Source organism: Terrabacter sp. Soil810 (assembly GCF_001429645.1).
In the GTDB taxonomy this organism is placed as follows: Bacteria; Actinomycetota; Actinomycetes; order Actinomycetales; family Dermatophilaceae; genus Terrabacter.
The window spans coordinates 90,393-105,398 of sequence record NZ_LMSW01000012.1 but is presented as its reverse complement, the minus strand read 5'-3'; the positions used below and the strand labels follow the sequence as shown (position 1 = coordinate 105,398).

The window sequence follows — 15,006 nt, the reverse complement described above, 5'->3', positions numbered from 1 at the left end:
GCGATGGGGAGACTTCGTCACGATCAGGGGTGTATGCCCGCCTGGGACAGCATGCGGCACCGACCCCTCCCCCGGGTGCGGATCCGGGAGATCGTGGAGCAGCGGCGGGCGTCAGACGCGCAGGTAGCGGCGGAGCGTCACCCAGGACGTGAGGCTCGAGAGCACGATGACGCCGACGATGACGAAGGGCGCGACGTAGTAGACGTCCGCGACCCCGATGAAGGCGGTGTCGGTCAGGGTCTGGCTGAGGAAGCCGACGACGCCGTAGCGGACCGTGGCCCACAGCATGCCCATCGCCAGCACCGCCCCGAGCACGCTCGACAGGACGGTCTCCATGACGAACGGGAATCTGATCGTGAAGTTCGAGGCGCCGACCAGACGCATGATGCCGGTCTCGCGCCGACGGCTGAAGGCGGTCTGGCGGATCGTCGTCGAGATGAGCATGACGGCCGCGAGCACCATGAGCGAGGACAGGGCGATCGCCGCCCACGACACGGTGTTCATGAAGGTGAAGAACTTCTCGAGCAGCTTCTTCTGGTCCTGGACGTCGGCGACACCGGGCATGCCCTTGATCGAGCTCGCGACGACGTCGAACTTGCCGGCGTCGTTGAGGTTCACCCGGTAGGAGTCGGCGAAGTAGGACTCCCCCGCCCGGGCGAGCGGCGAGTTCTTGTACGTCTGCTTGAACCGGTCGTACGCCTCGTCGCGCGACTCGTAGTAGACCTCCTTGACCGTCGGCTTGAGGGCCTCGAGCTCGGCCTTGATCGCGGTCCGCTGTGCGTCGGTCGTCGCCTCACCCGCGCAGTTGGTGAACCGCGTCTTCTCGGCGCAGAGCATGACCGTGACCTGGACGCGGTCGTACCAGTAGTCCTTCATGGTGTCGACCTGCCGCTGGCCCATGAGGCCGAGGCCGAGGAGGTACATCGAGATCATCGTGACGATGACGACCGAGACGGCCATCGAGAGGTTGCGCCGGAGGCCGTTGCCGATCTCGCCGAGGAGGAACTGGAATCGCATGTCGTGTCTCGCTCCGTCTCGCGCTCAGCGGTCGCTCGTCTGGACGGCCTTGTGCCGGCGAAAGATCCCGCCCCTGCTGCGTGGCTCGTCGGCGTCGCGCCCGATGGGCGGGAGCCCATCGGGCTCGTCGCCGGGGTCGTATGCCGTGGGGTCCCCGTCGTCGTAGCCGTCGGACGCCTCGGGCTCGTCCGCGCGGCGCGGGGCCTCGGCCTCCTCCTCGAGCCGGATGCGCGGGATCGAACCGGTCGTGTAGTCGCCCGCCTCCATGTCGCTGACGAGGACGCCCCGGTCGAGGCGGATGACGCGCTTGCGCATCGCGTCGACGGTGACCGTGTCGTGGGTGGCCATGACGACGGTCGTGCCGGTGCGGTTGATGCGGTCGAGCAGCTGGACGATGCCCAGGCTCGTGTCGGGGTCGAGGTTGCCGGTGGGCTCGTCGGCGAGCAGGATCGGCGGGCGGTTGACGAAGGCGCGGGCGATGGCGACGCGCTGCTGCTCCCCGCCGGAGAGCTGGTGCGGCAGGCGCTTCTCCATGCCGGCGAGGCCGACGAGCTCGAGCGTCTCGGGCACGGTCTGGCGGATGCGGGCCCGGCTGCTGCCGAGCACCTGGAGGGCGTAGGCGACGTTCTGGAAGACCGTCTTGTTGGGCAGCAGGCGGAAGTCCTGGAAGACGCAGCCGATCTCGCGCCGCAGGGCCGGGACCTTGCGCTCCGGCAGGCGGTCGAGGTCGCGTCCCGCGACGAGGACGCGCCCGCGGGTGACGTCCTGCTCCTTCATGACGAGCTGCATCATCGTCGACTTGCCCGATCCGGACGTGCCGACGACGAAGGCGAACTCACCGCGCGGGATCTCGAGGCTGACGTCGTCGAGCGCCGGACGAGTCGTGCGCGGGTAGGTCTTCGTGACGTTCTCGAAGAGGATCATGCGTCGGGCCTCGACTCGTACTGGACATCAGCTGGGCATCAGCGGGACAGCGGCTGGGCCGGGTGGTGCGTGACGGCATACGCCGGCGTGCACCGGGCCGCATCCGAGGCTACGGGCCGACGGGCGAAACCCCCGGAAAACGGCCGGGCCCGGCGTGGCGGGCCGCCGGGTCGGTCGGGCGCCTCAGCAGGCGAGCGACGAGAGGCCCTGTGCCGACTCCGACCCGGCGCGGTAGAGCTTGCCCCAGCCCTGCGTGCACAGGGCCGTCGTGCGCACGGGGGTCGAGTAGCTCAGCTGCTGGCGGTTGGCGCTCGCCGTGAAGCCGCGCGTCTCGGGCTCGCCGCGGACGGCGACACCGGCGTACGAGCGGTAGGCGAAGCCGCGCACGTGGTACTGGTCCCACACGTAGACGGACGCGAAGTTCATCCACGCCGACCCGCGCGAGTCGCTGCACCAGCCGATGTACTGGCGGACCGTGAAGGCGGACATGCCGAGGTCGGAGACGACCTTCCGGTCGCCGATCTGCCGGACGCTGCTGCACGGTTGGGAAGCGCTGGCGACGAGAGCGGTGGGGGCGGTGGGAGCAGCAGACGCCGCGGGCGCCAGCCCGATGGCGACGGTGGCGGCTGCGACGAGCGCGGCGAAGGTCGTGGCGAGGCGGTGGAGGGGTGACATGGGCGGAACCTCTCAGGCGGGTGCGCGAGCTGCGCCGACCCACCGTGAGCGGACGGTCACCGAGCGGTCCGGCACGGTGACGCCGTCGGGGGGAGCCGACGACGCGACCCTACGAGCGCAGCGGCCGTCGCGCCCGTCGAAAGACGAGGTCGCCCCGAAATGTCAGTCCTGCTGCCGGTTCTGCCCGATCTGCCAGCGGATCCCGGCCTCGACGAAACCGTCGATGTCGCCGTCGAAGACCGCGCTCGGGTTGCCCGTCTCGAACTCGGTCCGGAGGTCCTTGACCATCTGGTACGGGTTGAGCACGTAGGAGCGCATCTGGTCGCCCCAGCTCGCCTTCACGTCGCCCGCCATCTCCTTCTTGACCGCGGCCTCCTCGGCCTTGCGCTGCAGGAGCAGGCGGGACTGGAGGACGCGCAGGGCGGCGGCGCGGTTCTGGATCTGGCTCTTCTCGTTCTGCATCGAGACGACGATGCCGGTCGGGATGTGCGTCATGCGCACGGCCGAGTCGGTCGTGTTGACGCTCTGGCCGCCGGGCCCGCTCGAACGGAAGACGTCGACCTTGAGCTCGTTCTCGGGGATCTCGACCGAGTCGTCGCTCTCGATGAGCGGGATGACCTCGACGGCGGCGAAGCTCGTCTGGCGACGGCCCTGGTTGTCGAACGGGCTGATCCGGACGAGGCGGTGCGTGCCGGCCTCGACGGACAGGTGGCCGAAGGCATACGGGACGTTGACCTCGAAGGTGGCCGACTTGAGGCCCGCCTCCTCGGCGTAGGAGGTGTCCATGACCTTGGTCGGGTAGCCGTGGCGCTCGGCCCAGCGGAGGTACATGCGCATGAGCATCTCGGCGAAGTCGGCGGCGTCGACGCCGCCGGCGCCGGCCCGGATCGTGACGACGGCCTCGCGCTCGTCGTACTCCCCCGACAGCAGCGTGCGGACCTCGAGCTCGCCGACGTCCTTCTTCAGGGTGGCGAGGTCGCGCTCGGCCTCCTCGAGGGTGGCGGCGTCGGCCTCCTCCTGGCCCATCTCGACGAGGGTCTCGAGGTCCTCGATGCGCGCATCCATGCCGAGGACGCGGTCGCGCTCGGAGTTGGCGCGGGACAGCGCGCTCGTGACCTGCTGGGCAGCGTCCGGGTCGTCCCACAGGTCGGGGGCGGAGGCCTGCTGCTCGAGCTCGCTGATGGTCCGGGCGAGCTCGTCGAGGTTCGTGACCCCGCGCACGGAATCCATCGTCGCGCGCAGTTCCTTGATTTCTTGCGTGAAGTCAACAGCCACGATGGAACAGCCTACGGCAGCAGGGAGCCGCGCCGCGCACGCCGGGCGGGCACCGGGCCCGATTCCCGCACGCGTACCGCTCGTCGCCATCCCCGCCACGAGCGGCGCGGCAGCACTCGCATCGGGCCCACGGCAGACGCCGTGGGCCCGATGTGGTTGCGGTGCAGGCTCCCCCGAGCACGTGGTGCTGGTCGATCAGTAGTCGCCGGCCATCCACTGGATGTCCTGGCCCGAGGGCCGGGTCATGGCCAGAGTGGCGCTGGTCTGCGGGTACATGACGCTCCTGGGCGACGACGAGTGCGGCAGGCCGCCACAGTGGCCGAGCTCGTGGATGGCCATGTGCTCGGAGTACACCTGCTGGGCGAAGGCCGGGCCGAGCTTGACCGTGCACCCGGTGATGACGCCGCCGCTGCTGACGAGCGAGGCCTCGCCTATGGCGCCGCTCGCCGGCTGCTCCGGGATGACCCTGATGTTGGCCCTGGTGGCGTCGGTCGTCATGCTGACGTTCCAGCCGGACTTGCGCCATTCCGAGACGGCCTCGGCGACCTTGAACCTCGTGTTGCTGCCGGTCGCGTCGTAGACGAGGGCCGGGCTGCTCCAGTGGCCCCAGTAGGCCGGGTTGACCGTGGGGCTGGGCTTGGCGGCCTGCGTGGGGGCGGCCGCCCCGACGGCGAGTCCGAGGGCTGCCAGGACGACGAAGATGATCCGCTTCATGTGCCTTCTCCTGCTGTGGGGGATGTGCTGGGGGCTCAGGACCGAGGTGGCTCCATGCGGTGCGTGTTGGTGCGTGTTCGGACAGACGCCGAGACCACCCGTGGGGCACGTGGTCTCGAGGGGTATTGGCACTGTTTGTCCAAATTATCGCCTTCGTGACGTAATGAGGCGTTTTTGACGATCTCTTGACCTTTCCCAGCCCGCTGGTGGGACAGCTCCCAGTTCCGCGGGCGCCGGGCGAGCGCACTGGGTGCCTCCCCCTGCCGGGGACGACGAAGGCCCGCCCCGGGTGCGGGGCGGGCCTTGTCGTGAGGGCGTCGGTCGTGCGGGCTCAGCAGTACTTCGCGGTGCCGCCGCCGCTCCAGGCACACGTGTCGACCGTCGTGCCCGAGGCGTTCTTGAGGTATGCCGTGTCGCCCGTGTTGTTCCAGACGTACCAGGTCTTGTTGTAGTAGCGGTGCGTCGACGTCGCGGACCCGCGGCCGGTGTGGACGGTCACGGTGCCGCCGGCCTTCAGGGTGAAGGTCGGGAACCGGTAGGTGTAGCCGGTCTTGTCGCGCAGCGTCCAGCCGGTGAGGACGCGGTTGCTGCGGGTCGTGTTCTTGATGACGACGTACTCGGCGTTGAGGCTCGTGTTGCTGCCCGTGTCGGAGCCCGGCGAGTTGTACTGGACCTTGTAGATCATGATCGCCGGGAGCGCCTGGGCCGAGCTCGCGGCGGCGATGGGCGCGGCCACGGCGAGGCCGAGTCCGGCGGTGGCCACGAGGGCCTTGGTGATGAGCGTGCGCATGCTTCCCTGTCTGACGTCGCGGCACCATGGCCGCGGCACGTGCGGATGGCGCCGCCCTTCGGACGGCGCCATCACTGCCTGGCGCGACGCGCCACGCCGCCAGGCCTTGGACGTGCTGGGCGGTGTGGGCGTCGTCGACGGACGCTAGTGCGGATTCGACTGGCGGGTGGCCGTTTTGCGAATATTGCGGAGCCTTCGCGTCGTCTGACGCCCGCGGCCTCAGCCGAGCGGCGCCCGGGCCCTGGAGGTCACGGTGATGGTGACGCTGCCTCCGAGCGACTCGAGCACCCAGCCGCTCATCGGCAGGGTCGCGCTGCCCTGGATCGTGACCACGGCGGTCGCCCCGTCGCTCGTGCCGGTGTCGGGGACCACGGACCAGGCGGTGATGCCTGACGGCAGCGGTGTGCGGGCCAGGTGCGCTGAGGCCGCGCGTGCCACCGACTCGTCGGTGATGGCGAGCTGCTCGAGGACGCCGCCCTCGTAGGCGGCGCGCTCGTCGAGCGCGTCGGCAGCGTCGAGCGCCGCCGAGTCGGCCGCGTCGAGCAGGTGCATGCGGGCCAGCTGGGCCGCCGTGACGTCGATGGCGCCCAGCACGAGGAGTGTCGCGAGCACGAAGAGGCCGAGGGCGAGCACCCCGATCTGGCCCTCGTCACGCGCGCGTCCACGTCGCGGCCGGACGCACAGCCGGCGGGCGACGGCTCCCGGGCGGGCGGCATACGCGCTCGTCATCGCGCCACGAACCGGTCGACGGAGGCGACGTGGGTCGACGAGATGGTCACCGACGCCGGCAGGTGAACCGCGAGGAAGTCCGGCACCAGCGGGAGCTGGACCTCGATGGTCGCCGTGGAGGTGACGGAAGCGTCGGGGCGCAGGCACGGAGAACCGTCACAGGCCACGGCCACCCCCGCGCCGTCGTCGAACGAGAAGTCGGAGAAGGCCAGGAGGGCGGCTGCGCGTGCACGGGCGTACCCCTCGTCGTCCGACGGAGCCGTGACGAACGCGCGCCCGGCCTCCCGTCCGGCCAGTGAAGCCGAGAAGGACGCCGCCTGGAGACGGGCCGCGGTGAGCACGAGGTAGGTCAGCGGGAGCAGCAGCAGGATGCCGAGGAAGATGAACTCGAGGATGGCGCGGCCCGCCTCCAGGTCGACGCGACCGTTGCCTCCTCCGGGGTGTCGAGGCCGGGCCGCGCAGGCGACGAGGTCCTGCGGTCGCATCACAGGTCGGCTCCGGCCACGACCTGCTCCTCGCTGAAGGCACGGGCCGACACCGTGAGTCCTCCGGCGGGCCCGATCGGGCCGATCACGGGCAGCGGAGCCGTCACGCGGACCTCCACCACGCGTACGCCCGAAGCCGTGAGCGAGCGAGCGGCACTCACGTCCTGCGCGAAGGATGCGCTCAAGGACGTCGCGATGAGCGCCTTCGTGCGCGCGACGCCGTCGCCGGGCTGCGCATCGGCTCGTGCGCCGTAGCGGGCGCCCTCGGACGCCGCCGAGATCAGCGTGTTGCGGACGTAGAGCGCCAGTCCGAGCTGGAAGACACCCATGGCCACGAACAGCAGCAGGGCAGCCACCATCACGAACTCCGCTATCGCAGAACCGCGCTCGCGGTCTGCAGCCGTGGTCGAGCGGTGCCGCAGGCGGGCCAGGAGCACACCGGGGCTCACCACGGACGTGCCGACGGCCCTCGCGGGCCTCACGGGCCCTTGACGTCCGAGATGGCGTCGCTGAAGAGCTGCCCGAGCTGGGGGCCGGCGAGGGCCCACAGAGCGGTGACGAGCCCCGCGGTCATGATCGTGACGAGGACCCAGCCGGGGACGTCGCCACGGTCACGAGGGCCGGCGATGCGACGCGATACGGCGGTCGTGAGGACGGCTCGGACCCGTGCCTGGGCCGTGATGATGCGGTTCATTCTCTTTCTCCCTGTGTCGGATTGCGGTGACGAAGCACCCGGAGGGCCGGGTGTCAGAGCTTGAGGTGGAGGAAGCTGAGGCCGGGGTAGAGCGCGAAGAGCACCGTCACGGGCAGCGTGAGGAAGACGATCGGGACCATCATGTAGATCTCCTTCTTCCCTCCCTCCTCCATGAGCGTGCGTCGACCCTCCTCGCGGACGTCCTGCGCCTGGGCCCGGAGGACGTCGGCGAGCGGCGTGCCGCGCTCGACAGCCACCACGATCCCGTCGACGAAGCGGGTCAGGCTCATCAGTCCGGTGCGGTCGGCAAGGCCCTGCAGGGCGGTGGGCAGGTTGGCTCCGGCACGCGCGTCGGCCAGGCACCGTCGCAGCTCGTCGGACAGCTCTCCGCGGGAGAGTCGGCAGACGCGTTCGAGCGCCCCGACCGCGCCCTCCCCTGCGCTGACGGCGAGCGCGAGCAACTCTGCCACCGTGGGGAACTCGGTGAGCATGCGGGCCTCCCGCCGGGTTGCTGCACGGCTGAGGAGGTAGTCGCGACCCGCGATCCCGCCGAGCACGCCGACGAGCACCATCGACACGAGCACCGACACCGGGAAGCGCCGCTGCGCGACGGCGACGACGGCGGTGAAGACGAGTCCGCCCAGTCCGCCGATCGCGCCGAACATCACCTGTTCCGCGCGGAACCGGTCGACGTCCGCCTGGCGGCCGGCTCGGAGCTGGCGGCTGGCCACGGACGGGGCGCCGCCGATCACGGAACCCACCCCCGACCCGAGCCTGGCCACGAAGGGCGCGAGCAGCTCACCGAAGCCGAAGGGCCCACGCGGTGGTGCCGGCCGGGAGAGCAGGGTCGACGGGCGCGGTGTGTCACGCAGGTAGGGCTCGAGGCGGTCGTCGAGCGTGGGGCGGCGGTTGGTGGGCAGCCCGGCGACGACGAGCGCGATGCCCGCGACCACGAGCACACCCGCGCTGGCCCCGGCCCACGACCACCCGTCACGAAGCACCTCGCCGAGCCGGCCCGTCAGCCCGTTCACCGCAGGACCCGCTCTTCCTCAGGCAGTCGACCGATCCAGACCATGGCGCGGTAGGCCACGAGACAGAGGCCGGCACCGATCGCGAGGACGGCCCAGCCGGTGGGCGACGAGTAGGCCGCGAGCGAGCCGCCGTTGAGGGCGAGCAGCCCGAGGATGACCCAGGGGGCGCCGGCCGCGAGCCGGGCCGCGTTGACCGTCCAGCTCTGCCGCGTCTCGAGCTCGGACCGGGTGCGAGCGTCCTCGCGCAGGAACGACGACAACGTGCGCAGCAGCTTGCCGAGGTCGCTGCCGCCCACCTCGCGTGCGATCCGGAGGGACTCGACGATGCGGTCGCCGACCGGGTCGCTCAACCGGTCCTTGAGACGGTCGAGACAGTCGTGGAAACGGCCGGTGGTCCGGTAGTCCTCCGCGAAGGCGGCGAACGCGGGACGCAGCTCGGCCGGGCCCCGGACGGCGAGCTGCGACAACGCCTCGGGCAGCGCCAGGCCCGCACGCACGCCAGACGTGATGTTGTCGACGACGTCTGGCCACAGGTCGCGAAGCTTGTTGCGGCGCTTGCGCGCCCGCATCCGCACCAGCGAGAGCGGGAGCGCGCCGGCCATCAGGCTGAAGCACAGCGAGATGGGGACGACGCGCGTCAGCGCGAGGACCATGAGGAAGGTGATGACGAAGAGCACCACGGACCCGGCGACGACGTGGCCGGGAGACACCGAGGAGTAGCCGGCCTGGGTGAGGTGGTCTCGCAGCTCGACCATGAAGCCGCCCCTGCCGGCCTTCTCGCGCGCGGGCTGCTGCGGCCAGAAGGACCAGTAGACGAAGAAGACGCCCACACCCAGCAGGAGACCGACGAACAGCGGCGAGATCACGAGTCCGCCTGCCCCAGAAGGGCCGTCACGTCGTATCCCGCCCGCTCGAAGGCCTCCCGGTGCGGCGGGAACCCGTCGGCGCGTCGAAGAGCACCGCCGCGGGTGACGAAGAGGTCGGCGATCTCGATGACGTCGCCCTCGGCCCGTCCCGGCACGGCCACGATCTCCCGCACGCGCCGCACGCCGTCACGCTCGAGCGCGACATGGACCACGACGTCGACCGCCGCTGCCACGGTGGGCACGACGAAGCGGCTCGAGACGTTCTCGCCCGCGAGGAGGGGCAGTGTGCACATCTTCGTGACGGCCTCGCGGGCGCTGTTGGCGTGGACGGTGCACATGCCGGGCACACCGCTGTTCAGGGCGATGAGCAGGTCGAGGCTCTCCTCCTGACGCACCTCGCCGACGATGATGCGCGACGGGCGCATCCGCAGCGCCTCCTTGACGAGTCGGCGCAGCGGGACCTCCCCCGTGCCCTCGAGGCTGGGCTGTCGGCACTGCATCGCCGCGACGTCACGCTGGGGGATCTTCAGCTCGAAGACCTCCTCGCACGTGACGATGCGCTCGCGTGGCGGGATGGCGGCCGCGAGGCAGTTCAGGAGCGTCGTCTTGCCCGCCTGGGTGCCTCCGGCCACGAGCACGTTGAGCCCGCTCGCGACAGCGGCCTCGAGGAACGTCGCCGCCTGCCGTGGCATCGTGCCGAGGCGGACGAGGTCGTCGAGGTGGTCGGCCTTGACGACGAACTTGCGGATGTTGACCTGCCAGTGGGTCCGGCTGATGTCCGGGATGACGACGTGGAGCCTCGAACCGTCCGCGAGGGTCGCGTCCACGAAGGGGCTGCTGAGGTCGACGCGCCGACCGCTGCTCTTGAGCATGCGCTCGACGAGGTCTCGCACCTCGTCGGCCGTCAGGATCGTCGGGGTCAGCTCGGCGATGCCGCCACGAGCCACGAAGACCCTCGAGGGCTCGTTGATCCAGATCTCCTCGACGGCAGCGTCGTCGAAGTACTGCTGGAGCGGCCCGTAGCCGGCGACGACCGCGAGGATCGAGTGCACGGCCAGCCGCTGGTCCCCGAGCGAGGGCAGGCCGCCGTGGAGGGACCTCTCGTCGTAGTCCTGCACGGCGTCCTGGACGAGCCGGCGGACCGCCTTCGAGTCGCTGGCCGGATCGAGACCCGAGCGACGGATCAGCTCGCGGACCTCGCCCTCGACGTGACGCACCGCTTCCTGTGTCGACATGCCTTCCCCTGAACCCTGTGAGTTGCTTCGCCCGACATCCTGCCCGGACTGTCGCGATCTGGCGCGTCCAAGCTAGGTCAAATGCAGTCAAACGCGGGAACTTCGTCCACAGGGCGCCGTGGGGTTCGTCGATGCACCGGGCACCGTATCGTCTCCCGGGCGCACGCGGCCGTCGTCATCCACACCTGTGCACGCACCTCGCACCTCGGGGTTCCTGGGCGGTCTCATGGGACCCCCGAGAAGGAGGCTCCGGTGCGCCTGACCATGACTGTCATCGACACCCACGAGGTCGGTCCGGCCCCGCGTCACGTCACGATCGAGGCCCCGTCCGGCACGGTCTTCGGCGCCGTCCGTCCCAGTCTCAACGACATCGCCGGGGTGCAGGGCTGCGGCTTCCGGATCGACGGCCGCCTCGTGTCCGACGGGGACGTGGTCGGGTCGCCACCCCTCCTGAGGGGCGCCCTCCTCACCGTCGCGCGGCCAGGTGACCCCGTGGCGCCCGCGACGGGCCGCGGAGCCGTCGAGCTGCGGGTGGTCGGCGGCCCGGGGGCTGGGCGTGTCGTCTCACTAGGCAGGGGCGAGCACGTCATCGGCCGGGCCGCGTCCGCGGACGTACGCCTCGACGACCCCGGGGTCTCGCGCGCGCACGCCGTCGTCACGGTAGCCGCCGACCGCGTCACGGTCACGGACCACCGCCCGACCAACGGGTCGCGCGTCGACTCGTCGCCCCTGCCGCTCGAGGGCGCCCGACTGGAGCACGGCCAGCGGCTGACCGTGGGGTCGACGACCCTCGTGCTCGGCACCGTCGACGTCCGCAGTGGGCACCACGAGACCGTCGACGGTGAGGTCCGCATCCATCGCCAACCGCGCTTCCGCGAGGTGGGCGCGCCGCCGTCGGTGGTCTTCCCCGATGCGCCGATACGCCCGGAGCACCAACGGATGCCGCTGCTCACGTCCCTGGCACCCGTGGTCCTGTCGGCAGTGCTCGCCGTCGCCCTCTCCTCACCCGTCCTGCTCCTCTTCGCCCTGATGTCGCCGGTCCTGCTCCTGGGCCAGTGGTGGAGCGACCGGCGCGCCGGTCGGGTGTCGTACCGCAGACAGGTCCGCGAGCATGCCACCCGAGTCGCTCGTGCCCGTGACGACCTCGTCGAGGCCACCGCGACCGATGCAGCACGACGGCGCGAGCACCATCCCGACCTCACGCACCTCGAGGCTGTGGTCCGTCGCCGCGGGACCCGTCTGTGGGAACGCCGCCGGTCGGACGACGACCACCTGGTCCTCCGGGTCGGGACTGCGACCCAGCCGACGGGCGTCGACGTCTCAGGTCCGGCGCCCGAAGGGCCTCCCGAGGTGGGCGGCCTGCCAGCCCTGCTGCACCTCGGGACGTGCGGCGTCGTGGGCGCGGCGGGCCCTCGGGGCCACACACTCAGCCTCGTCGGCGGCCTGCTCCTTCAGGTGGCCGCATGGCACACACCGCGCGACGTCCGGCTGCTCGTCCTCGCCGACAGCCGGCCTGCCGCGCTCGACTGGGAGTGGGCCGCGCACCTCCCGCACGTCCGCGCCGACGACGGTTCGGCCGCAGCCGTGTCCGGCGACCCGACGGGCGTGGCCCGACAGGTGGGCGGCCTCCGCGTCCTCGTCGAGAGCCGACTCGTGGCGGCCGACGGTCGCTGGACCGGCTCTCGGCCCCCGCCCCCCGACGTGGTCGTCGTCCTCGACGGTGCCAGCGGTCTGCGAGCACGACCCGGGGTCGCGGAGCTCTTGAGGGACGGGCCACGGGCCGGGGTCGTCTTCGTCTGCCTCGACCGCGACGTCACCTCGCTCCCGGCCGAGACGCGCGCCACGGTGGAGGTGGCCGACACCGGACAGTCGGCCACGGTGCGGGAGGAGGGCCACACCCTCACCGGTGTGGCACCCGACCTGCCGTCCCTCGGATGGCTCGAGAGGGTCAGCCGCGCCCTGTCACCCTTCGTCGACGCGACACCGGAGGGTGGTGAGGCAGCCCTCCCGCGTCACGTGTCGTTCGTCGACCTGCACCGGTCGACAGGTCTCGACCCCACGACCGTCGAGGGTCTGCAGCGGTCGTGGTCGCGCAGCACGGGTCGGCCCGTCGCCCTCCTGGGCCGCACGACCGACGGCGACCTCACGATCGACCTCGCGGCCGACGGGCCACACGTGCTCGTCGGAGGGACCACGGGCTCGGGCAAGTCGGAGCTGCTCCAGGCCCTGGTGACCGGCCTCGCCGTCAGCAACCGCCCGGACGAGCTGGCCTTCCTCCTCGTTGACTACAAGGGGGGCTCGGCCTTCAGCGACTGCGCCCGCCTGCCGCACACGGTCGGCCTCGTCACCGACCTCGACGCGCACCTGACCGCACGGGCACTCGCCTCGCTCGACGCCGAGATGAAGCGCCGCGAGCGGCTGCTCGCGCGGGCGTCGGCGCGCGACCTCGACCACTATCGGAGAGCCGCGGCCGTATGCGGTGAGCTCCCTCCGCTGTCCAGGCTCGTCATCGTCGTGGACGAGTTCAAGGCACTCGCCGACGAGTTCCCGGACTTCATCGCGGGCCTGGTGCGCGTCGCAGCCCTCGGCCGCTCGCTCGGGCTCCATCTCGTGCTGGCGACACAGCGCCCGGCCGGCATCGTCTCCGCCGACATGCGGGCCAACGTCGCCGTCCGCATCGCCCTGCGCGTCCGTGACCGGTCCGACAGCGAGGACGTCGTCGACGCCGTCGACGCTGCGTCGTTGGACGCCCGCACACCAGGACGGGCCTGTATCCGCTCGGGCGACCGGAGCCTGGCAACGATCCAGACGGCCTACCTCGGGCGGCCCGAGGAGGACGCCGCAGAGAGCAGGGACGTTCGCGTCGTCGAGCGCGACCTGCTCTCCCCCGTCGCCCCGCGGGACCACGAACCGGACGGTGACGACAGTCGACCGACCGAGCTGCACGCCGTCGTCGAGGCCGCAAACACCGCCGCTCGCCGAGCCGGCATACCGTCGCCGCCTCCACCCTGGCTGCCGCCGCTCCCCACCGTGCTGCGCCCGGACGACGTCATCGCGACCGAGCCGAGCACCCCAGCCACCTCACCCGGGGGCGACGTGCCGCTGGGGCTCGTCGACGTCCCCGAGGAGCAGCGCCGGGACACGTTCTGGTGGCGAGCGCAGGACCGTGGGCACCTCGGGATCGCCGGGGGTCCACGCTCGGGACGCTCCACCGCGCTCGTCACCCTCGCACTCGGCCTCGTCGGGACGGCCGCACCCACGGAGCTGCACGTCCACGTGCTCCAGGGCGTCGCGGGACCGTGCGCCACGCTCGGGTCGCTCCCCCACGTGGGGACGGTGACGGACGGGGGCGACCCGACCCGCAGCCGACGACTGATCGCCCGCCTGCTCCGCCTCGTCGACGGGGAGGAGCCCGGGGCCGCCCGCACCGTCGTGCTCGTCGACGGCTGGGAGTCGCTCGAGGAGTCCTTGGCGGGCATCGACCACGGCGCGCCCGTCGACGAGCTCCACCGGCTCCTCCGCGACGGCCCGGGCGCCGGGGTGAGGTTCGCCGTCACGGGTGGCCGCGCCATCCTCTCCGGCAGGCTGCCGGGCCTGCTCGACCGACGACTGGCCCTGCACCTGCCCGACCCTCTGGACCTCACCCTCGCCGGCATCTCTCCCGAGCACGCCGCCTCGGGCCGCCCACCCGGACGAGCGATCGACCTCCGCACCGGACACGAGGTGCAGCTCGTCACGCCCACCACCGGTTCCCTCCTGGACGAAGTGGCCCGCGTCGCGGACGCCCAGCGCGACGGCCTGACCAGGACCACGGGGCCTGCCGGTGCTCCGAGCGGTGGCCCGTGGCGTATCGCCGCGCTGCCGGAGCGGGTCGAGCTCGACGAGCTACCCACAGCCCGGGACACCCTGTGGATCGGGATCGGCGGCGACACCGCCACGCCCTCGGCACTGCCGCTCGGCCCCGGTGGCCGCGTCCTGGTCGCCGGGCCGAGCCGCTCCGGCCGATCCTCCACGCTGGCGACCATCGGTCACCAGCTGCTCGAACAGGGAAGGTCCGTCACGGTCGTCAGCCCCCGCCGCTCGGCCCTGTCGACGTGGGCGGCCATCCGCGACTGCCCTGCGCTGACCCAGCAGGACGCCGCAGACCTGGTCAGGACCCGTCAGGACGACCCCGACCTGTGCCTGCTCGTCGACGACGCGGAGCTCGTCGACGGCAGCCCCGCCGAGGCGGCGCTCCTCGAGGCGGCTCGCCTCGTCGACGGCACGGACGGGGTCGTCGTGGTCGGCGCCGACCTGACCCGCGCGAACGCGGCCTTCCGCGGGCTCGTGCCCGAGGTGGCCCGTGACGGAGTCGGGATCCTGCTCGGGGCGACCTCCCCGGGTGACGGCGACGTGCTCGGCGTCCGTCTCGAGGTCGAGGCCACCCGCCGCCCCGGTCGGGGCCACCTCGTCGTCGACGGGCGCGCGACACCGCTCCAGGTGGCGCTGCTCGACCCGGAGCGGTGCCGGAGGCCGGACTCACCGCCCACGACGGCTCGCGCTCTGCCACTCTCGTGACCCACACCCTGGCT

General features: G+C 71.7%; 14 protein-coding genes. 1 reads left to right on the top strand and 13 read right to left on the bottom strand.

All coding sequences use genetic code 11. The features are described from left to right. Nucleotides 1–111: 111 nt before the first annotated feature. The 13 genes from ftsX to ASG96_RS15265 form a co-directional block, all read right to left on the bottom strand. Nucleotides 112–1,017 (bottom strand): permease-like cell division protein FtsX, encoded by a 906-nt coding sequence (gene ftsX / locus ASG96_RS15325; RefSeq protein ID WP_056759516.1) that lies wholly within the window; start codon nucleotides 1,015–1,017, stop codon nucleotides 112–114. 24 nt (nucleotides 1,018–1,041) lie between these two features. After that, nucleotides 1,042–1,941 carry a cell division ATP-binding protein FtsE gene (gene ftsE / locus ASG96_RS15320; RefSeq protein ID WP_057588501.1) on the bottom strand — a complete coding sequence of 300 codons (900 nt, stop codon included), beginning with the start codon at nucleotides 1,939–1,941 and terminating at the stop codon, nucleotides 1,042–1,044. A 183-nt stretch (nucleotides 1,942–2,124) separates the two neighbouring features. Further along, nucleotides 2,125–2,616, bottom strand: coding sequence for a hypothetical protein (locus tag ASG96_RS15315; RefSeq protein ID WP_057588500.1), 492 nt, complete (start codon nucleotides 2,614–2,616; stop codon nucleotides 2,125–2,127). A 162-nt stretch (nucleotides 2,617–2,778) separates the two neighbouring features. Beyond that, on the bottom strand, nucleotides 2,779–3,891 hold the full coding sequence (prfB, locus tag ASG96_RS15310) for a peptide chain release factor 2 (RefSeq protein ID WP_056759521.1): 1,113 nt from the start codon (nucleotides 3,889–3,891) through the stop codon (nucleotides 2,779–2,781). A gap of 195 nt (nucleotides 3,892–4,086) precedes the next feature. Beyond that, a complete protein-coding gene (locus tag ASG96_RS15305; RefSeq protein ID WP_057588499.1) occupies nucleotides 4,087–4,605 on the bottom strand; it encodes a matrixin family metalloprotease in 519 nt (172 codons plus the stop codon). Nucleotides 4,606–4,936: 331 nt separating this feature from the next. Further along, complete coding sequence (locus ASG96_RS15300) at nucleotides 4,937–5,395, bottom strand: lamin tail domain-containing protein (protein ID WP_057588498.1); 459 nt, start codon at nucleotides 5,393–5,395, stop codon at nucleotides 4,937–4,939. A 219-nt stretch (nucleotides 5,396–5,614) separates the two neighbouring features. Further along, a complete protein-coding gene (locus tag ASG96_RS15295; RefSeq protein ID WP_056759527.1) occupies nucleotides 5,615–6,124 on the bottom strand; it encodes a pilus assembly protein TadG-related protein in 510 nt (169 codons plus the stop codon). Further along, nucleotides 6,121–6,609 (bottom strand): hypothetical protein, encoded by a 489-nt coding sequence (locus ASG96_RS15290; protein WP_057588497.1) that lies wholly within the window; start codon nucleotides 6,607–6,609, stop codon nucleotides 6,121–6,123. Before ASG96_RS15290 ends, ASG96_RS15295 begins: the two co-directional genes overlap by 4 nt. Beyond that, nucleotides 6,609–7,091 (bottom strand): TadE family protein, encoded by a 483-nt coding sequence (locus tag ASG96_RS15285; RefSeq protein ID WP_369813606.1) that lies wholly within the window; start codon nucleotides 7,089–7,091, stop codon nucleotides 6,609–6,611. The genes ASG96_RS15290 and ASG96_RS15285 overlap by 1 nt, the downstream gene beginning before the upstream one ends. Next, nucleotides 7,088–7,303, bottom strand: a complete 216-nt coding sequence (locus ASG96_RS15280) for a hypothetical protein (protein ID WP_056759531.1) — start codon at nucleotides 7,301–7,303, stop codon at nucleotides 7,088–7,090. Before ASG96_RS15280 ends, ASG96_RS15285 begins: the two co-directional genes overlap by 4 nt. 53 nt (nucleotides 7,304–7,356) lie before the next feature. Continuing rightward, nucleotides 7,357–8,334, bottom strand: a complete 978-nt coding sequence (locus ASG96_RS15275) for a type II secretion system F family protein (RefSeq protein ID WP_082591814.1) — start codon at nucleotides 8,332–8,334, stop codon at nucleotides 7,357–7,359. Then, on the bottom strand, nucleotides 8,331–9,197 hold the full coding sequence (locus ASG96_RS15270; protein WP_057588672.1) for a type II secretion system F family protein: 867 nt from the start codon (nucleotides 9,195–9,197) through the stop codon (nucleotides 8,331–8,333). Before ASG96_RS15270 ends, ASG96_RS15275 begins: the two co-directional genes overlap by 4 nt. Continuing rightward, nucleotides 9,197–10,435 (bottom strand): CpaF family protein, encoded by a 1,239-nt coding sequence (locus tag ASG96_RS15265; protein ID WP_057588496.1) that lies wholly within the window; start codon nucleotides 10,433–10,435, stop codon nucleotides 9,197–9,199. The genes ASG96_RS15270 and ASG96_RS15265 overlap by 1 nt, the downstream gene beginning before the upstream one ends. 252 nt (nucleotides 10,436–10,687) lie before the next feature. Between ASG96_RS15265 and ASG96_RS15260 the strand changes: the two genes are divergently transcribed. Then, on the top strand, nucleotides 10,688–14,992 hold the full coding sequence (locus ASG96_RS15260; protein WP_057588495.1) for an FtsK/SpoIIIE domain-containing protein: 4,305 nt from the start codon (nucleotides 10,688–10,690) through the stop codon (nucleotides 14,990–14,992). Nucleotides 14,993–15,006 lie beyond the last annotated feature (14 nt).